Origin of the sequence: Pseudomonas sp. TH43, from assembly GCF_016650635.1 — a bacterium.
In the GTDB taxonomy this organism is placed as follows: domain Bacteria; phylum Pseudomonadota; class Gammaproteobacteria; order Pseudomonadales; family Pseudomonadaceae; genus Aquipseudomonas.
Genome location: NZ_JAEKFI010000002.1, coordinates 181,242 through 198,660, shown reverse-complemented (window position 1 = coordinate 198,660; position 17,419 = coordinate 181,242). Strand labels below are relative to the sequence as shown.

Here is a 17,419-nt window from a genome sequence, read left to right as displayed (position 1 = left end):
GAAGGCGGTACATCAGGCAATACAGATGCCTCTGACCCACCGCTTTCGCGAGCAAGCTTTGCTCCTACAGCGTTTTGGGTTGCTTGGGGGGAGGGTGTTCCTATACATTTTCCGGCCGCTCCCTGCATGGTGAATCCGCTTCATGTCTCTTGCACTCGAACGTCTCGTCGCTGGCACGCCGATCCCTTTCGCCGGTAACCGCGTCACCGTGGTCAGCCCCGATCTGGCCGCGCGTTTTCAGCCCGGTGACCACCTGCTGGTGGAGCAGGTGAGTGGCGAGTTGCTGCTGATTCCGGTAGCGGATCAACAAGCGGCTTCGGTGGCAATCGAGCGTGCGGCGTTTGCATTCACCGCGTTGTCGGCGGTGACCGATGAAGCGATCAGCCGTTTCTTCGACCTGTTCGCACAACGCCTGGAAACCCCAGAGTGCTGGGTGCTGATCGAGGCGGCGAACCTTGCCGACATCGAACGGGCCAAGGCGCGCGGTCGTTCCACCACCCGACTGCTCGCCGACGAGCGCATGCGCCGCGACATGATCGCCGGCCTGCGTGCCTGGCGCGATGCCGCGCCCACCCGTGGCAAAGTCATCAGCAGCGTCGAGCACGATGGCTGGAAGGTTGAGCAAGTGGTCTCGCCACTGGGCATCGTCGCGTTTGTCTTCGAAGGTCGGCCGAATGTGTTCGCTGATGCGGCCGGGGTATTGCGCACCGGCAATACTGCCGTGTTGCGCATCGGTAGCGATGCCTTGGGCACGGCGCAAGCCATCGTCACCCATGCCCTGAATCCGGCACTGGCCGAAGCCGGTTTGCCGGTCGGTGCGGTGTCGTTGGTCGAAAGCGTCAACCATGCCGCCGGTTGGGCGATGTTTGCCGATCGGCGTCTGTCGCTGGCAGTGGCTCGCGGCTCGGGCCGGGCCGTCAGCCAGTTGGGCAGCATCGCCCAGCAGGCGGGCACAGCCGTCAGCCTGCATGGCACTGGTGGTGCGTGGTTGATCGCTGATCGCGAGGCCGACGCCAAGCGCTTCGCCGCGGTGGTGCGCAATTCGCTGGATCGTAAAGTCTGCAATACCCTGAACGTCTGCCTGATTCAGCGTGATCGTGCAGATGAGCTGGTGCCTCTGTTCCTCGATGCGCTGCAACAGGCCGGCACTGCGCGCGGCCAGGGCTGCAAATTGCACCTCGTCGAAGGCAGCGAAAGCTGCTTGCCGACCGAGTGGCAGAACGCGACGGTCGAGGTCTATCGCGCCGAGGGTTATCAGACCGAAGCGCTGGCCGAACCGCTGGCGGAATCAGCATTAGGTCGCGAGTGGGAGTGGGAAGAAACCCCGGAAGTCAGCCTGATGATCGTCGACGATCTGGATCAGGCGATCGCGCTGTTCAACCGTTACAGCCCGCAATTCACCGTGTCGCTGATCAGTGAAAATGCCGCCGTTCAGGAGCGTTTCTATAACGCGGTCAATGCGCCGTTCGTGGGCAACGGCATCACCCGTTGGGTCGATGGACAGTACGCGTTGAACAAGCCGGAGCTGGGGCTTTCGAACTGGGAAAGCGGGCGGTTGTTTGCGCGCAGTGCGATTCTTTCGGGTGACGGTGTGTTCACCGTGCGCAGCCGCATGAGCCAAATCGACCTCAGCGTAAAACGCTGATACCCCGGCAACACAGACCCCTCACTGTAGGAGCTGCCGCAGGCTGCGATCTTTTGATGTTGGTTTTCAAGATCAAAAAATCGCAACCTTCGGCAGCTCCTGCACGGGTGTTTCAGGCTGCGTCAGCGCTGTTTGCGTAAACCGCACACGTCGCCGGCTGCTCCGCCAACGGTACAAACGTGCGCCGATCCGACGACAGCGCATCGATCGAACCCGTCTCGATGTCATACACCCAGCCATGCAGGTTCAGCAGGCCTTTCTCCTGGGCCAGGCGCACGCTCGGGTGAGTCTGGATATTCGCCAATTGCGCGATCACGTTTTCGCGCACCATCGAACTCAATTTCGCCGCGTCATTGGCGTGCGCCCGCGCTTCGTTGACCACTTTCGCCGACTCGGCGTGTTGCAGCCAGCCGCTGACGGCGGGCAGGTGATCCATGCATTTGCACTGGGCAATCGCGGTCATTGCGCCGCAGTCCGAATGGCCGCAGATCACAATGTCGGTCACCCCAAGCACCGCTACCGCGTATTCCACCGTTGCCGAAACCCCGCCCGGATGCGGACTGTAAGAGGGCACGATATTGCCTGCGTTGCGGATCACGAATAATTCGCCAGGCTCTTGCTGAGTCAGCAGTTCCGGCACGACACGGCTGTCGGAACACGTGATGAACAGGGTGCCGGGCTGCTGCGTGGTCGCCAGGTGCTTGAACAACTCGGTGCGTTGCGGAAAAGCTTCGTTCTGAAATTTCAAGAAACCGTCGATCAGGGCTTTCATGTGCGTGTCCTCTTGCAGGGAGATCGGGAAGGCCCGCAATCGAGGTGCGGGCCGGGGCACATCAGAACGGACGCAGGGGCAGGAATTTGCCGTCGAGGGTGACCACGGCGCGGGAGCCGCCTTCAGGGTCTTCGACTTTCTTGATGTCGAGCTTGAAGTTGATCGCGCTGATGATGCCGTCACCGAACTGTTCGTGAACCAGCGCTTTCAGCGTGGTGCCGTAGATCTGGATCATTTCGTGGAAGCGGTAGATGGTCGGGTCGGTCGGCACGCCGCTGAGGCTGCCACGCAATGGAATGATCTGCATCGCTGCGACGTCTTCGGGGGTGAGCTGCAGCTTGTCGCCTACGACCTGGGCAGCGTTTTCCGGCAACGGATGTTGGCCGAGCAGGGCGGCGGTGACATAGGCCAGGCTAAGACCGGTGCCTTCGGCGAGGTCCTGCCACGACAGATCTTTGCGTGCCTTGGCGTCGAGAACACGGGTGGTCAGGGCCAGGCGGGTGTCGTTGTAGGCGTGGGACTGTTGCATGTTGTCACTCCTTTCAGGGGTTGGCTTGCTGTGTGGGATTGATCTTCTGCCGATTGATCCATAGCGTCCAAGATCCATATACAATGCAACGCATAAGTCCTGCCTATAGATGGTGTGCCCCATGCTGCTGCGACATTTGCGTTATCTACTGGCTGTTGCCGATCACGGCGGTTTCACGCGTGCGGCCGAGGCGTTGCATGTCTCGCAACCGACCTTGTCGCAACAGATTCGCCAACTGGAGGAAACTCTCGGTGTGACGCTGTTTGATCGCACTTCACGCACGGTCAAAGCCACCGATGCCGGCGAGGCCTACATCGAATGTGCACGGCGGGTGTTGGTGGAACTGGAGGCGGGCAAGCGCGCCTTGCACGACGTGAAAGATTTGTCCCGTGGCAACTTGCGTCTGGCAATGACGCCAACGTTCATGGCGTATCTGGTCGGGCCTTTGGTGCGCGACTTCGCGGCGCGGTTTCCCGGGATTCATCTGGAGATTTTCGAGCTGTCGATGGACGACATCGAGGCGGGGCTGGCGGATGATTCGCTGGATGTTGCGATTGCGTTTACGCCAGTGCGCAATCCGGATATCGAATGCATTCCGGCGTTTGTCGAGACGTTGGGGGTGATGGTCGGACGCGAGCATCCGTTGTATGACAGCGCGTCAGTACTGACGCCGAGTGACATCGCGCAGTTGGACTTCGCCTTGTTGGCCCCGGACTTCATCACGCGCTTATCGGTGGATGAGTATTTTCGTCAGCACGGGATTACGCCCAAGGTGCGAATCGAGGTGAACTCAGTGAGCACGTTGCTGGAGGTGGTCCGGCATGCGCCGATGGCGACGATGCTGCCACAGGCGATTGCCACTGAAGATCGGGCGCTGCGGCGGTTGCAGGTCGACAGCGAAGCACCGCAGCGCGGGGCGGCATTGTTACGACGCAAGAACAACTATCACAGCGCCGCAGCCGTGGCCTTCACCCACCTCGTCCTGCAAACATACGCTTTGTAGGAGCAAGGCTTGCCCGCGAAGGTCAATCCGGTCGGATATTTCTATTGGCTGATCCGCCGCTTTCGCGAGCAAGCTCTGCTCCTACAGGTTATGGGGTGAATTCCGGATGTAAAAAGGGCCTGTTCCTTGGCAGGAACAGGCCCTTTTGATTATTGAAGTTGTAAATCAGCAGAACCGATCAATCACCCGTACTTCGTTTTTGTTCTGCATCGAGTCCCACGCCTGTTTCAGCGTTTGCAGAACATTCCCGATGAAGTCCTTGTCGGCGGCGGCTTTTTTGCCGACATAGCCGTGGCCGCGACGGTACATCTTCAGGCGGGCCAGCAGGTTCTGGTTGTTCTGGTCGAACTCTTCTTCACCAGCGTGCGGTGCCAGGCAGTCGATATGCACCTGACCCGATTTGCTGATCCACAGAATATGGCTGTCGTGGCTGTCTTTTTGCGCCGCGAACATACGAGCCAGTTCTTCGATAGTCGGTTGATTGTTCAGATTCATCATTTTTGCCCCTTGACCAGTCTGGTGATCTTTCAAAGTTGATTCGCTAATACAAGTAGCCCATCGGTTAGTTGATCCCTGGCACCGAAACCAGGACGTCAGCGGTCGCCCGTATGAAGTACGGGGTCGTGCATCTGTTGCATGTAGTCGTGTTGAATAACTGCTACGCGATAGCGTCACAACGAGGAGAAGCAGCGAAAACCGGGAGGCTCCTTGACGACATTTTCAGTGTCGACCACAAGCGTCTTGAGAATTTTCGCCAGCGCTTCTCGTCCTTGTACTGGACGTTCAGGCCAGGTCAGCTTCTTCAATCTGCCTTGTGGGCAGCGTGTATCCGGAAAAAACAACTCGGCGGTCAGACGAGTTTGCTCAAGCGTGTTACCCGTGTTCCCGATCGGGGAACGTCCTCATCATGCAAAAGCAAAACGACGCCGTCAACGGTTTTGTAGTGATTATTTTTGAGCACTACATATTGTCGGACAAAGCTGTTTTGGAATGAGAAAGGATCCGTTCACGCAACGGAAAAAGGCGTGCGCAGGAGGTAGAACGTACACGGATAACCGTCTACTTCACGTTGTTGAAGGGTGAAATCGCCGCCGCTCAATTCAGGAATCAGCCGTGCCCAGAAGAGTTGTGCAGGCAGGTTGGCGTCGATATGGAAAATTTGCCACTGACCGGGGAGGCGGCTCAAGAGGGTGGAGACGACAAACTGGGCGACACCTTGGCCACGAAAACGTCGCGTGAGGAAAAAGTAACCAATGTTGTGTTCGGCACCGTCGATATGGGTTTCGTTGTCGACGGTCACGAACCCGGCGAGTTCGCCGTCGACGCGGATCAGGAACGGTTGAGTGGCCGGGTGGCGCCAGTAATCATCTTTCGGCTGGATGCTGAAGAAACCGTGCTCGGCCAATTTGAGCGGCAGCCATTGGCTGAAGTCGTACATGTAGAACTGCATGAGGTTTTCGATGGTTTGTAGTTCATCGCGTTGGGCGGGGTGCAGTTCGATGATGGGCATTGGGCGTTCACTCCCGGCGATAAGACTCCTGACACAATAGTCTGGATTGAACCCAAAACTGTGGCGAGGGGATTCTATTTGCCGGTGGTTTTGGCTGTGCGCTTGGTTGGGCTTCGCGTTGATTTGCGTTTTTTCTTCCACGGTGCGGCTGCTTTGCCGGTCGGTGGTGGGCCGCTGATAGTCAGGCTCAGCGCCGAGCAGCGGGTCACCTGTTTGCTCATCCATGCGGCCTGTTTGGTGACGAACTCTTCGAGACTCATCTCGCCACTCTGCACCATGTCCAGCGCCTGTTCCCAGATCGCCGTGGTGCCGGGGTCGGCAATCGCGCGGGGCACGGCGTCGATCAGGCTGAACGCGGCAGGTGTCGCGGCCAGTGCCTTGCCGTTTTTCACCAGATAGCCGCGATCCAGCAAGCCCTGAATGATCGACGCTCGGGTCGCTTCGGTGCCGATCCCAGTGGTGTCCTTGAGCTTCTGCTTGAGCAGGGGATCTTCGACCAGTTTGGCGACGTTTTTCATCGCCTTGATCAAATCGCCTTCGGTATAAGGCTTGGGCGGTTGCGTCCACAGATCCTTGAACTTCACCTCCGCGACAGCGCATTCAGCCCCTTGGCTCAATGTCGGCAAGGTTTGCGGCGCAGGCGCCTCACGGCCCTTGGCCGGTGCCAATGCCTCAGGCAGGGCGCGTTTCCAACCGGGCTCGATGATCTGCTTGCCGACAGCGCGCAACGCTTCACCGTTGCAATCGAAGTCGGCCTGGGTGCGATCGTATTCATGATTGGGCAGGAACTGCGCCAGATAGCGCGCGCGAATCAGCGTGTAGACCGCACGGTGCTTGCCACTCAGGCGTTCGAGGTTCTTCGCGGCGGCGGTGGGGATGATGCCGTGGTGAGCGCTGACCTTGGCGTCGTTCCACGCACGCGACTTGCGTTGAGGCTCAAGAAACCCATTCAACGCTTCAAGGCTCGGATCGGCCTGACGTAGCGCCGCGAGAATCCCTGGCGCCTCGCTGTGCTGGCTCAGCGGCAGATAACCGCAATCGCTGCGTGGGTAGGTGACGACTTTGTAGGTTTCGTACAGTGCCTGGGCGATGTCGAGGGTTTCCTGCGCGCCGAGGCCGAGCTTCTTCGAGCAGACTTCCTGCAAAGTGCCGAGATCGAAGGGCAGCGGCGCGACTTCGCGCATACGCTCGGTCTTCAACTTGATCACCCGAGCACTGGCGGCGCTGTTGAGTGCGGCGGCGGCTTGTTGTGCCAGCGCCTGATTCAGACAGCGATCCTGATCGTCACAGGCATCCGACGGCGCGCGCCACTGCGCAGTAAACGAGGTGCCGTTGTGCAGCAGTTGCACGTCGATCGCCCAGTACGGCACCGGCACGAAGTCGGCGATGCTGCGGTCGCGATCCACAACCAGCCTTAGCGTCGGCGTCTGCACTCGACCGACCGGTAGCACCCCTTGGTAACCGGATTGCCGGCCGAGGAGGGTGAACAGACGACTCATGTTCATACCGATCAGCCAATCTGCCCGTGAGCGACCCAGTGCCGAGTGATACAGGCTGAATGTCTCGGCGCCGGGCTTCAATGCCGCCAACGCCTTGCGGATTGACGCTTCGTCCAGTGCCGACAACCACAGGCGGCGGATCGGCCCGCGATAGCGGCAGTGCTCGACCAGTTCCCGGGCGATCATTTCGCCCTCACGGTCGGCATCGGTAGCGATGATCAGCTCGCTGGCCTCGCCGAGCAGGCGTTTCACCGCTTTGTACTGGCTGGCGGTGCGCGGCTTGACGGTCATCTTCCATTTGTCCGGAATGATCGGCAGATCCGCCAGGACCCAGCGTTTGTAGCGCGCGTCGTAGGCATCCGGCGGCGCGGTTTCGAGCAAGTGGCCGATGCACCAGGTCACCGTGACGTCCGTTCCCAGCCAGCAGCCATCGCCCCGGCGCCGGGCACCGAGCACGGCCGCAATGTCTTTGGCCTGGGAAGGTTTTTCACAGAGGTACAGCCGCATAACCACCATCGTCGATCAAGGTCGGAACAGGTGCACAGAATGGCCGGACTTGGCGCCAGGGGCAACTTTTATCTGTATGGATATACAGATAAAAAGCATTGCCGCAAGTGACGGGCAATACAGGGACGGCATACGGCTCTATCGAGAAATTGATTAGCGCCGTTGTCTGGGCGTGTGTCAGGTTCCCAGCGTCTCAACAACGCGCGCGACAGGACGGTCTCGCCAGGAGATCGCCGTAGTCTGTCGGACACTGACTACTCTGAAACAAGGACGTACACCATGCCTCAAGCATCCTCCAGCGCCAGCACGGCGTTTACCGCCATCGACACCTTCAGCCACCTCTACGACCGTGGCGGTGACACGCTGGTCAACGGCAAACCCTCGTTCACCGCCGACCAGGCCGCTGACGAAATCCTCCGCAAGGGCCTGTCGTGGGGCGATAAAAACGCTGACGGCAAAATCGACCTCAGCTACAACTTCCTCACCGAGAAACCGGCGAACTACAACGCCAAGCTGGGCAACTTCAGTGAATTCAGCGCCCAGCAAAAGGCGCAAGCCGTGCTGGCCATGCAATCCTGGGCCGACGTCGCCAATGTCACCTTCAGCGAAGGCAAGGGCGGCGATGGCCACATGACCTTCGGCAACTACGATGTCAGCACCGGCGGCGCGGCGTTCGCCTACTTGCCGAGCGGCAGTAGCTATGACGGTCAGTCGTGGTACCTGATCAACAATCAATATCAGGTCAACAAGACCCCCGACACCAACAACTACGGGCGTCAGACCCTGACCCACGAAATTGGTCACACCCTCGGTCTGTCGCACCCGGGCGCCTACAACGCCGGCAACGGCAACCCCACCTACAACGACGCCAAGTACGCCGAAGACACCCGTGGTTACAGCCTGATGAGCTACTGGAGCGAAGCCAACACTGACCAGAACTTCAGCAAGGACGGCAGCGGGGCCTATGCATCGGCACCGCTGCTGGACGACATCGTTGCGGTGCAGAAACTTTACGGCGCTAACTACGAGACCCGTGCCGGCGACACCACCTACGGTTTCGGTTCCAATGCCGGGCGCGATTTCTACAGCGCCACGTCGGCGTCGTCGAAACTGGTGTTCTCGGTGTGGGACGGGGGCGGTGATGACACTCTGAATTTCTCGGGTTTCACCCAGAACCAGAAGATCAACCTCAATGAAGGTTCGTTCTCCGATGTCGGCGGCCTGGTGGGTAACGTTTCCATTGCTTACGGTGTGACCGTCGAGAATGCGGTGGGCGGTTCGGGCAATGACCTGCTGATCGGCAACGCGGCGATCAACCATCTGTTCGGCGGCGCCGGCAACGACATCCTTTACGGCGGTGGCGGCGCGGATGTGCTGTGGGGCGGCGAGGGTGCGGACATCTTCGTGTTCGGCGCGGCAAGCGACTCGACCAACAACCAGCCGGACTGGATCATGGATTTCAAAAGCGGCCTGGACAAGATCGACCTGTCGGGCATTGCCGAGTTTGCTTCGGGTTCCGCTACGCTGAACTTCGTCAGTAATTTCACCGGCCATGCTGGCGATGCGATCCTGACGTACTACGCGCAGAACGGTCAGACCGGGCTGCTGGTCGACCTGACGGGGCAGGGGCAGGTTGATTTTGCCGTGGGTGTGGTGGGGCAGGCGGTGGCGACTGATATTGTTGCGTGATGCCTGAACACGCGGCCCTCACCCTAACCCTCTCCCAGTGGGAGAGGAGACCGATCGGGGAATGCTGAAGACATACGCCGACCTGATAGCACTTTGCTGAATCCATAATCGAAGAAGCACTTTCAGGTCGGTGTAGAACGAAAGACACCTCGGTAGGCTCCTTCTCCCTCCGGGAGAGGGCTTGGGGTGAGGGGCTTCTGGCCGTTCGGCTGCAAAATCGCCCTGACCTGACCCTATGGGCTATACCTGAACCGGTCTCTTTGCCGTATTCAGGAGAAACCCATGAAAAGCTCTGGCCTCAGCCCCGTCATCACCCTCGAACAACTCGCCGGCTGCCTGCTGGTGAAGTTTCACGGCATTCAGGTCGCTGCTTCTTCCCATGTGATGGTCCTCAACGAGGCCAACTATCCGCCGGTGTATTACGTTCCTCGCGAAGACATCGACGAAAAATACTTCGCCCGCACCGACCACACCAGCTACTGCCCGTACAAGGGCGACGCCAACTACTTCAGCCTGCAAGTGCCGGGGCATGAGGGCGCGAACGCGGTGTGGACTTACGAAAATCCGAAAGTGTCGGTCGCGCCGATACGCGATTACGTGGCGTTCTACCCCGATCAAGTGAAGTTCGAGGTGATCAAGGCCGAGGCCTGAACTCACTAAGATCAACAACCTGTGGAGAGGGGATAAATCCCTCTCTCCACAGGGGGGGGTAGGCTCAGTTTTTGTCGAGGTCGATGTTTTTGGTTTCGCGCAGGCAGATCATTCCCACCACCAGGCTCACCCCGGTAATCAGCACCGGGTACCACAGCCCATAGAAGATGTCTCCGGTGTACACCACCAGCGCAAACGACACCGTCGGCAGAAACCCGCCAAACCAGCCGTTACCAATGTGGTACGGCAGCGACATCGAGGTGTAGCGAATCCGCGTCGGGAACAGCTCCACCATCAGCGCCGCCAACGGCCCGTAGCACATGGCCGAAATGATGATCAGCGCGACAATCAACGCCACAATCATCGGCTTGTTGATCTGCTGCATATCCGCCTGTTGCGGGTAGCCGGCCAGGGTAATCGCACCGCGCAGTGCGGCTTCGTCGTAACCGTCGAGTTTGACGTCGCCGACGCTCACTTGCACGGCGCTGCCAGCAGGCGCAGCGGCGCTGGAGTAGGGCAGGCCTTGCTTGACCAGGAAGGTCTTGACCTTATCGCACGGGCTGTCGAATTTGGCCTTGCCCACCGGATCGAACTGGAACGTGCAGGTCGCCGGATCTGCCAACACTGTGATCGGCGCCTGACGGCTGGCCTGATCGATGGCCGGGTTAGCGTAATGCGCCAGCGATTTGAAGATCGGGAAGTACAGCGCCGTCGCCAGCAACAGGCCGAGCATCAGTACGGGTTTACGGCCGACCTTGTCCGACAGCCAGCCAAAAATGATGAAGAACGGCGCGCCGATCACCACGCTGATGATCAGCAGTGTGTTGGCCACCGCCGGATCCATTTTCAGGAACTGGGTGAGGAAGAACAGCACGTAAAACTGCGCGGCGTAGAAGGTCACCGCTTGCCCGGCATTGATGCTGAACAGCGCGATCAGCACGACTTTGAGGTTTTCCCATTTGCCGAACGATTCGCGGATCGGCGCCTTCGAGGTTTTGCCTTCCTCTTTCATTTTCAGATAGGCCGGCGATTCGTGCAGGCTCAGGCGAATCCAGGTGGAAATGCCCAGCAGCACAATCGACAACAGGAACGGAATGCGCCAGCCCCACACTTCAAACTGATCGCCGGTGAAATAGCGGCAACCGAGCACTACCAACAGCGATAGCAGCAGGCCGAGGGTGGCGGTGGATTGAATCCAACTGGTGTGGAAACCGCGTTTGCCGATCGGCGCGTGCTCCGCGACGTAGGTCGCAGCGCCACCGTATTCACCGCCGAGTGCCAGGCCCTGAAGCATGCGCAACACCACCAGAATGATTGGCGCGGCGATGCCGATGCTGGCGTAGGTCGGCAACAGGCCGACGCAGAAGGTCGCGATGCCCATCAGGATGATGGTCGCGAGGAAGGTGTATTTGCGCCCGATCATGTCCCCCAACCGACCGAACACCAGCGCCCCGAATGGCCGCACGACGAACCCCGCGGCGAAAGCCATCAGCGCGAAGATAAACGCCGTGGTGTCGTTGACCCCGGCGAAGAACTGCTTGCTGATGACTGCCGCGAGGGCGCCGTAGAGGAAGAAGTCATACCACTCGAACACCGTCCCCAAGGACGAGGCGAAGATGACTTTCTGCGTGTCGTTACGGGTGCTGGCGCCGCTTGCGGTGTCCAGCGGCTGAGCGTGTTCTGACATATCGGTATCCCTCACAGTGATTGTTTTTGTTGTTCCACTGGTGCTCGATGTCCATGAATCAAACGCATATCCCCTGTAGGAGCTGCCGAAGGCTGCGATCTTTTGATCTTGGTTTTGATTTCAAAAATTTAAAATCAAAAGATCGCAGCCTGCGGCAGCTCCTACAGGGTTTGGGCCAGCTCCGGTTTTGGGGTGCTGCTCCTGGTGTTGGGGTTGAGGATCAGTTGTGCAGCCTTCTCGGCAATCATCAGCGTAGGCGAACAGGTGTTGCCCGAGGTGATGCGCGGCATGATCGAGGCGTCGGCAATGCGCAAACCCGGCACGCCGTGAACGCGAAGTTGCGCGTCGACCACCGCCTCACCGTCATTGCCCATGCGGCACGTGCCGACCGGGTGGAAGATCGTCGTGCCGATCTTCGCCGCCGCTTCCTGCAACTCTTCTTCGCTTTGCAGGCTGGCACCGGGCAGATACTCGACCGGTTTGAACGCTTGCAGGGCGGGGGCACTGACGATGCGGCGGGTCAGGCGAATGGCGTCTGCCGCCACACGTAAATCTTCGGGGTGGCTCAGATAATTGGGTTGAATCAGTGGCCCCTCCGCCGGATCCGCCGAGCGAATCTCGATGCGTCCACGGCTCTGCGGGCGTAAATCACACACTGAAGCAGTGAACGCCGGAAAACTGTGCAACGGCTCGCCAAAGCGCTCCAGTGACAATGGCTGCACGTGATACTCCAGATTCGCCGACGTCTGCTCGGGCCCCGACCGCGCAAACGCTCCCAATTGACTTGGCGCCATCGACAACGGCCCGCTGCGGTCATAGAGATAACGCAGGCCCATGCCCATCTTGCCCCACACGCTGCCTGCGATCTGGTTCAGCGTGCGGGCATTTTCCAGCTTGTAGATCAGGCGTAATTGCAGGTGATCCTGCAGATTGCCGCCCACCCCCGGCAGTTCATGAATCACGCCGATGCCGAGGCGTTCCAGCAGCGGACGCGGGCCAATTCCCGAGCGCTGCAGAATGCTCGGCGAACCGACAGAACCGGCACACAACACAATCTCCTTGCGCGCCTTGAAGCTTTTCACCTGAGCTTCGTGGCGGGCGCTGACCTTCGATGCGCGGCCGCCCTCCAGCAGCACGCGATCCACCTCAACCCCGGTCAGCACCGTCAGATTCGCCCGGTCACGAATCGGCTTCAGAAACGCCTTCGCCGCGTTCCAGCGCACCCCGGCCTTTTGATTGACCTGAAAGTAGCCGCAACCCTCGTTGTCGCCCTGATTGAAGTCTTCGATGCTGGCGATGCCGCTTTGCTCGGCCGCACTGCGAAACGCATCCAGAATCGGCCATGACAAGCGCTGTTGTTCGACGCGCCATTCACCCTTGGCACCGTGAAATTCAGCGGCGCCGGCAAAGTGGTTTTCGCTTTGTTTGAACAGCGGCAGCACATCATTCCAGGCCCAGCCCGGATTGCCTTCGGCCGCCCAGCCGTCATAGTCGCCGGCCTGGCCGCGCATATAGATCATGCCGTTGATGGAAGAACACCCGCCCAGCACCTTGCCGCGCGGATAACTCAGCGCGCGGCCATTGAGGCCCGCTTGTTCTTCAGTCTTGAAGCACCAGTCAGTGCGCGGGTTGCCGATGCAGAACAGGTAACCCACAGGAATGTGAATCCACGCATAGTTGTCGCGTCCGCCGGCTTCGAGCAACAGCACACGCTGGTGCGGATCGGCCGACAGCCGATTGGCCAGCAAGCACCCGGCAGGGCCGGCGCCGACCACGATGTAGTCATATTCATCGAGGGAAGTCTGCATTCCCTGACCTCGCTTTTTGTTTTTATTGTCGGACACTCTAGTTGTTAGCTTTCGTCAAAAGAATGTTAGTTTTTGCGCAGCCGCTGTGCGTTTTTAAACAGCACTCATAGACGATAGCCGACAAGGACCCGCCATGTTCGACTGGAACGACCTGCGGTTTTTTCTCGAACTGCAACGCAGCGGCCGCCTGCTCACCGCCGCCCGCCGACTCAACACCACCCACGCCACCGTCGCCCGCCACATCGAGGCCATTGAAAAAAGCCTCGGCACTGCGTTGTTTGTTCAGCATGCGCAAGGCTATGAGATGACCCCGGCGGGGGAGGCGCTGCTCAAACATGCTGAGGCGATGGAAAACGTTGCGTTGCTGGCACAGGAAGAGATCACCCAATCCACCGCGCCGCTGGGCAAGATTCGTGTCGGCGTCACCGAAGGGCTGGGCATCAAGTTTCTTGCCAGTCGCATGATCGGCTTGTTCGAACGCTATCCGGGACTGGAAGTGGAACTGGTCGCGGTGCCGCGCTTTGTCAGCATTCTCAATCGTGAGGCGGAGATCAGCATTCATCTGGAGCGGCCGGCGGCAGACATGCTGGTGACGCGCAAACTCACGGATTACCGCCTCGCGCTGTATGCCAGTCAGGCCTATCTGGATAAAGCACCGTCGCTGCAAAGCCGTGAAGACCTTGGCCGGCATGCCTGGATCGGGTATGTGGATGATTTGCTGTTCAGTCAGGAGTTGATGTTTCTCAACAGTTTCTGCCGCAATCCTCGCGTGGTGTTCCATAGCACCAGCGTCATCGCCCAGCAGGAGGCAGCGCGGTCGGGGTTGGGCATTGCGGTGCTGCCTTGCTACATGGCCGAGTCCGATCCGGATCTGGTGGCATTGCTACCGGATGAAAGCATCGAGCGCAGTTACTGGATCAGCACCCGGCGCGAGTTGCACAAATCGGTGCGACTGCGAGTGGTCTGGGATTATGTGGTGGGGCTGTGTGAGGCGGAGCAGGGGTTGTTGCTTAACCTTTAAAGTCAAAAGATCGCAGCCTTCGGCAGCTCCTACAGGGGCGGTGTAGGCGCTGCCGAAGGCTGCGATCTTTTGATCCGGGTTGATTTATATATGGATATCCGTATATTCGATTTTCCGCATGTATTGGTGCCGTTCCATGATCACCCCCACCGAAGTCTTCAAAAGCCTCGCCGACGAAACCCGTGTGCGCGCCATCCTGCTGATTGCCGATCAAGGTGAACTCTGTGTTTGCGAGCTGATGTGCGCGCTTGACGACAGCCAGCCGAAGATCAGCCGTCACCTCGCGCAACTGCGCAGCAATGGCCTGCTGCTCGATCGCCGTCAGGGGCAATGGGTCTACTACCGCCTCAATCCGCAGCTGCCCGATTGGGTTCGCGAAGTTCTCCAGGTGACGTCTGGGGCCAACACTGATTGGCTCAAGGACAACGCGGCCCGTCTGCAAAACATGGATGGCCGCCCGGTTCGCGAAGCCGCCTGCTGCTGAGAGAGAAAAACCATGCGAATCCTGTTCATGTGCACGGCCAACAGCTGCCGCAGCATCCTCTCGGAAGCCATGTTCAATCACTTGGCGCCGCCCGGATTTGAGGCGGTCAGTGCCGGCAGTTTTCCCAAAGGCCAGGTGCTGCCGCGCAGCCTGTCGACGCTACAACAGGCCGGCATTGCCATTGATGGTTTGCACAGCAAAGGCAACGACGCTTTCGAAGGCAACCCGCCAGACATCGTCATCACCGTGTGCGACAAAGCCGCCGGCGAGGCCTGCCCGGTGTATTTCGGCCCGGCGCTCAAGGCCCATTGGGGACTGGAAGATCCCTCTGAGGTGGCCGGTGACGAGGCTTCGGTGAATGCCGCTTTCCGCGCGACATTGACCCATATCGGCCAGCGCTGCCAGGCCTTCCTTGATCTGCCCTTTGAAAACCTCAGCCGCGATGAATTGAAAACTGCGCTCGATCGCATCGGCGCGCTTTAAGGAACACTCATGTCAGCCCACCTGCCAAACCTCGATTCCAGCTTGTTCGATAACGCCAAACCGTCGAAGCCCGGCGAGCACAAACCACGCATCCTGTTGCTGTACGGCTCCACGCGCGAGCGCTCATTCAGCCGGTTACTGGTGGAGGAGGCCGCTCGGTTGCTCGAACACTTCGGCGCCGAAACGCGCATCTTCAACCCCTCCGGTCTGCCACTGCCCGACGACGCGCCCGTCGACCACCCCAAGGTTCAGGAACTGCGCGATCTGGTGCTGTGGTCGGAAGGGCAGGTCTGGTGCTCGCCGGAACGTCACGGCGCCATGTCTGCTGTGTTCAAGGCGCAGATCGACTGGGTCCCGCTGGAACTCGGCGCCGTGCGCCCGACACAGGGCAAGACCCTTGCGGTGATGCAGGTCTGCGGCGGGTCGCAGTCGTTCAACGTGGTCAATCAACTGCGCGTGTTGGGCCGCTGGATGCGTATGTTCACCATCCCCAACCAATCTTCGGTGCCCAAGGCCTACATGGAATTCGACGAGGCAGGACGGATGAAACCGTCGCCGTTCTACGACCGTGTGGTCGACGTGATGGAGGAACTGGTGAAGTTCACCGTGTTATTGCGCGATCAGCAGACGCATCTGGTCGACCGCTACTCCGAACGCAAGGAAAGTGCCGAGCAGTTGATGGCAAGGGTCAATCAGCGGTCGATCTGAATGCGAGAAAAAGCCCTGATTCAACTGTTGGCGGTTACGTCGATCAGCGGAATCGGTTCGATCGCCCAGGCACTGCTGTTGCGTCGTTCGGGGCACGGAATGGCGCAGGCCTTGCGCCCGGTAAAGTCGCGGGCGAGCCGTGCTTCATCGATCTGCCAGCCCAGGCGTTCCAGTTCGCGAAGGCGTTTGCGCAAGGCGATCTGCAGCGCATCGGACTTCAACGAAACTTCTTGCTGCCAGGAGTCCGGTACGCGCTCCGGGCGCACGTTGCGCAGCACTGCGTGATCCTGTCGGAAAATCTTCAGATTGCTGGCGACGAAGCGTCCGTCGAGCAAGCGCGAGCGTAGAAACGTGCGCCCCATCATCCACCACGTGCGCGTGCGGTTGGCGTCCACTGGCACATGGGCAGCAACAATGTAGATCCGCCAGCCATTGGGTAATTGCAATTGCAGCGTGGTACAGGGGCCTGACAAATGAAACCCGGGCACGGTTGTCACGCTGACCTGCTCGGTGGCTGATTTGCGCCTGAACAGCCCGGTGCGCTTGGGTCGCTTCATCAACATTCGGGCCTGACCCTGCCACGCATCGCTGTCGACGTCGAACGCTTCGATTTCCGGATGAGCCGGGTCGCCGAAGGTCGAACCATGCACGAAAGGCGCGTGTGCAAAATCCAGCCCGTTCTCGATGACCCGATCCCAACTGGCTTCCCAGTCAAAGTGCCCACTGACCACGCGAACGTTGGCATCATCGAGCCAATCCAGGGCAGGAAGCGGCGGGCGTTCAGCCTCTGGCAAATCGCCTAGAAAGGCCCAAATCCAACCGTAGCGTTCCGCTGTCGGGTACGCATCAACCCGCGCCTTCTCCGGGATCCGCAGAGTGGGCTGAGCGGGAATCTGCACGCACCGGCCGTCTCCGTCGAAGCGCCAGCCGTGGTAGGGGCACTGCACGCTGTCGCCGACCTTGGCCCCGGCCGATAGCGAACCCCCACGGTGCACGCAAATATCGGACAGCAGACGTGCCTTGCCGTGGCTGTCGCGGAAGGCGACAAACGCCTGGCCGAGCAGGCGTATCGGCGCGATCTCTTGGGTCAAATGCGATGAGGGAAGGATGACGTACCAAAGGTTTTTGAGCATGGGTTGCGGTGACCGAAAGGGTAGGGACGGGGCTCTGGACGCTTTGAGCATAGATCCGGCCAAGCAGTTCATTGAATGAACTGCATGCGCTGAGATTCGATCAAGGTTCTGAAGAAAATCGCCATGCGTCGCTTCGGCCTACTGGACGATGTGCCGGGCGAAGGCCTGGACGGAGGGGTGTTTCAGCTCTGGTTTTAATCGCAGGCGAGGATAGTTGGCCCATGCAACTAACTGGCTGAGCCACAGGTCACTCAATTGGCGGAGGTCGATTCAATTCGCACGACCTCGAA

Annotated in this window: 16 protein-coding genes; 8 read left to right on the top strand and 8 right to left on the bottom strand. The window is 59.6% G+C overall.

All coding sequences use genetic code 11. The features are described from left to right. The first annotated feature begins 142 nt into the window (after nucleotides 1–142). On the top strand, nucleotides 143–1,645 hold the full coding sequence (locus tag JFT81_RS07885; RefSeq protein ID WP_201226829.1) for an aldehyde dehydrogenase family protein: 1,503 nt from the start codon (nucleotides 143–145) through the stop codon (nucleotides 1,643–1,645). 112 nt (nucleotides 1,646–1,757) lie between these two features. Here the strand turns inward: JFT81_RS07885 and JFT81_RS07880 are convergent, their stop codons facing one another. Next, the gene (locus JFT81_RS07880; RefSeq protein WP_201226828.1) at nucleotides 1,758–2,417 is read right to left on the bottom strand and encodes a carbonic anhydrase; all 660 of its coding nucleotides are present in this window, start codon (nucleotides 2,415–2,417) and stop codon (nucleotides 1,758–1,760) included. Between the two features lie 61 nt (nucleotides 2,418–2,478). Further along, on the bottom strand, nucleotides 2,479–2,946 hold the full coding sequence (gene cynS / locus JFT81_RS07875) for a cyanase (protein WP_201226827.1): 468 nt from the start codon (nucleotides 2,944–2,946) through the stop codon (nucleotides 2,479–2,481). 121 nt (nucleotides 2,947–3,067) lie between these two features. Between cynS and cynR the strand changes: the two genes are divergently transcribed. Further along, nucleotides 3,068–3,949 carry a transcriptional regulator CynR gene (gene cynR / locus JFT81_RS07870; RefSeq protein ID WP_201226826.1) on the top strand — a complete coding sequence of 294 codons (882 nt, stop codon included), beginning with the start codon at nucleotides 3,068–3,070 and terminating at the stop codon, nucleotides 3,947–3,949. 165 nt (nucleotides 3,950–4,114) lie between these two features. Here cynR and JFT81_RS07865 read toward each other — a convergent pair whose 3' ends face one another. The 3 genes from JFT81_RS07865 to JFT81_RS07855 all read right to left on the bottom strand — a co-directional run bounded on the left by JFT81_RS07865 (nucleotide 4,115) and on the right by JFT81_RS07855 (nucleotide 7,465). Then, the gene (locus JFT81_RS07865; protein WP_201226825.1) at nucleotides 4,115–4,444 is read right to left on the bottom strand and encodes a hypothetical protein; all 330 of its coding nucleotides are present in this window, start codon (nucleotides 4,442–4,444) and stop codon (nucleotides 4,115–4,117) included. Nucleotides 4,445–4,955: 511 nt separating this feature from the next. After that, nucleotides 4,956–5,459, bottom strand: coding sequence for a GNAT family N-acetyltransferase (locus JFT81_RS07860; RefSeq protein ID WP_201226824.1), 504 nt, complete (start codon nucleotides 5,457–5,459; stop codon nucleotides 4,956–4,958). A gap of 74 nt (nucleotides 5,460–5,533) precedes the next feature. Then, nucleotides 5,534–7,465: a DNA topoisomerase III gene (locus JFT81_RS07855; protein WP_242485586.1), complete on the bottom strand. Its 1,932-nt coding sequence runs from the start codon at nucleotides 7,463–7,465 to the stop codon at nucleotides 5,534–5,536. 279 nt (nucleotides 7,466–7,744) lie between these two features. Between JFT81_RS07855 and JFT81_RS07850 the strand changes: the two genes are divergently transcribed. Continuing rightward, nucleotides 7,745–9,154 (top strand): serralysin family metalloprotease, encoded by a 1,410-nt coding sequence (locus JFT81_RS07850; protein ID WP_201226822.1) that lies wholly within the window; start codon nucleotides 7,745–7,747, stop codon nucleotides 9,152–9,154. Between the two features lie 282 nt (nucleotides 9,155–9,436). Beyond that, entirely contained in the window at nucleotides 9,437–9,805 is a 369-nt protein-coding gene (locus tag JFT81_RS07845; RefSeq protein ID WP_201226821.1) for a DUF427 domain-containing protein, read from the top strand. A gap of 64 nt (nucleotides 9,806–9,869) precedes the next feature. Here the strand turns inward: JFT81_RS07845 and JFT81_RS07840 are convergent, their stop codons facing one another. Together JFT81_RS07840 and JFT81_RS07835 are read right to left on the bottom strand one after the other, a co-directional pair. Further along, entirely contained in the window at nucleotides 9,870–11,492 is a 1,623-nt protein-coding gene (locus JFT81_RS07840) for an MFS transporter (protein ID WP_201226820.1), read from the bottom strand. Nucleotides 11,493–11,653: 161 nt separating this feature from the next. Then, on the bottom strand, nucleotides 11,654–13,300 hold the full coding sequence (locus JFT81_RS07835; protein ID WP_201226819.1) for a GMC family oxidoreductase N-terminal domain-containing protein: 1,647 nt from the start codon (nucleotides 13,298–13,300) through the stop codon (nucleotides 11,654–11,656). Nucleotides 13,301–13,433: 133 nt separating this feature from the next. On the opposite strand from JFT81_RS07835, the gene JFT81_RS07830 reads away from it, so the two are divergent. The 4 genes from JFT81_RS07830 to arsH all read left to right on the top strand — a co-directional run bounded on the left by JFT81_RS07830 (nucleotide 13,434) and on the right by arsH (nucleotide 15,996). After that, nucleotides 13,434–14,321 (top strand): LysR family transcriptional regulator, encoded by an 888-nt coding sequence (locus JFT81_RS07830; protein ID WP_201226818.1) that lies wholly within the window; start codon nucleotides 13,434–13,436, stop codon nucleotides 14,319–14,321. Nucleotides 14,322–14,457: 136 nt separating this feature from the next. After that, nucleotides 14,458–14,805, top strand: a complete 348-nt coding sequence (locus tag JFT81_RS07825; RefSeq protein WP_201226817.1) for a metalloregulator ArsR/SmtB family transcription factor — start codon at nucleotides 14,458–14,460, stop codon at nucleotides 14,803–14,805. A 12-nt stretch (nucleotides 14,806–14,817) separates the two neighbouring features. Next, nucleotides 14,818–15,288 carry an arsenate reductase ArsC gene (locus JFT81_RS07820; RefSeq protein WP_201226816.1) on the top strand — a complete coding sequence of 157 codons (471 nt, stop codon included), beginning with the start codon at nucleotides 14,818–14,820 and terminating at the stop codon, nucleotides 15,286–15,288. A 9-nt stretch (nucleotides 15,289–15,297) separates the two neighbouring features. Further along, entirely contained in the window at nucleotides 15,298–15,996 is a 699-nt protein-coding gene (arsH, locus tag JFT81_RS07815; RefSeq protein ID WP_201226815.1) for an arsenical resistance protein ArsH, read from the top strand. A 20-nt stretch (nucleotides 15,997–16,016) separates the two neighbouring features. On the opposite strand, the gene JFT81_RS07810 is transcribed toward arsH, so the two are convergent. Beyond that, on the bottom strand, nucleotides 16,017–17,129 hold the full coding sequence (locus JFT81_RS07810; RefSeq protein WP_201226814.1) for an aromatic ring-hydroxylating dioxygenase subunit alpha: 1,113 nt from the start codon (nucleotides 17,127–17,129) through the stop codon (nucleotides 16,017–16,019). Nucleotides 17,130–17,419: the final 290 nt, after the last annotated feature.

Bases quoted from the DNA above. Each gene is read 5' to 3' on its own strand.
- arsH (WP_201226815.1), top strand. From the start codon at position 15,298: ATGTCAGCCCACCTGCCAAACCTCGATTCCAGCTTGTTCGATAACGCC.
- JFT81_RS07855 (WP_242485586.1), bottom strand. From the start codon at position 7,465: ATGCGGCTGTACCTCTGTGAAAAACCTTCCCAGGCCAAAGACATTGCG.
- JFT81_RS07840 (WP_201226820.1), bottom strand. From the start codon at position 11,492: ATGTCAGAACACGCTCAGCCGCTGGACACCGCAAGCGGCGCCAGCACC.
- JFT81_RS07880 (WP_201226828.1), bottom strand. From the start codon at position 2,417: ATGAAAGCCCTGATCGACGGTTTCTTGAAATTTCAGAACGAAGCTTTT.
- JFT81_RS07860 (WP_201226824.1), bottom strand. From the start codon at position 5,459: ATGCCCATCATCGAACTGCACCCCGCCCAACGCGATGAACTACAAACC.
- JFT81_RS07885 (WP_201226829.1), top strand. From the start codon at position 143: ATGTCTCTTGCACTCGAACGTCTCGTCGCTGGCACGCCGATCCCTTTC.
- cynS (WP_201226827.1), bottom strand. From the start codon at position 2,946: ATGCAACAGTCCCACGCCTACAACGACACCCGCCTGGCCCTGACCACC.
- JFT81_RS07835 (WP_201226819.1), bottom strand. From the start codon at position 13,300: ATGCAGACTTCCCTCGATGAATATGACTACATCGTGGTCGGCGCCGGC.
- JFT81_RS07825 (WP_201226817.1), top strand. From the start codon at position 14,458: ATGATCACCCCCACCGAAGTCTTCAAAAGCCTCGCCGACGAAACCCGT.
- JFT81_RS07830 (WP_201226818.1), top strand. From the start codon at position 13,434: ATGTTCGACTGGAACGACCTGCGGTTTTTTCTCGAACTGCAACGCAGC.
- JFT81_RS07845 (WP_201226821.1), top strand. From the start codon at position 9,437: ATGAAAAGCTCTGGCCTCAGCCCCGTCATCACCCTCGAACAACTCGCC.
- JFT81_RS07850 (WP_201226822.1), top strand. From the start codon at position 7,745: ATGCCTCAAGCATCCTCCAGCGCCAGCACGGCGTTTACCGCCATCGAC.
- JFT81_RS07810 (WP_201226814.1), bottom strand. From the start codon at position 17,129: ATGCTCAAAAACCTTTGGTACGTCATCCTTCCCTCATCGCATTTGACC.
- JFT81_RS07820 (WP_201226816.1), top strand. From the start codon at position 14,818: ATGCGAATCCTGTTCATGTGCACGGCCAACAGCTGCCGCAGCATCCTC.
- cynR (WP_201226826.1), top strand. From the start codon at position 3,068: ATGCTGCTGCGACATTTGCGTTATCTACTGGCTGTTGCCGATCACGGC.
- JFT81_RS07865 (WP_201226825.1), bottom strand. From the start codon at position 4,444: ATGAATCTGAACAATCAACCGACTATCGAAGAACTGGCTCGTATGTTC.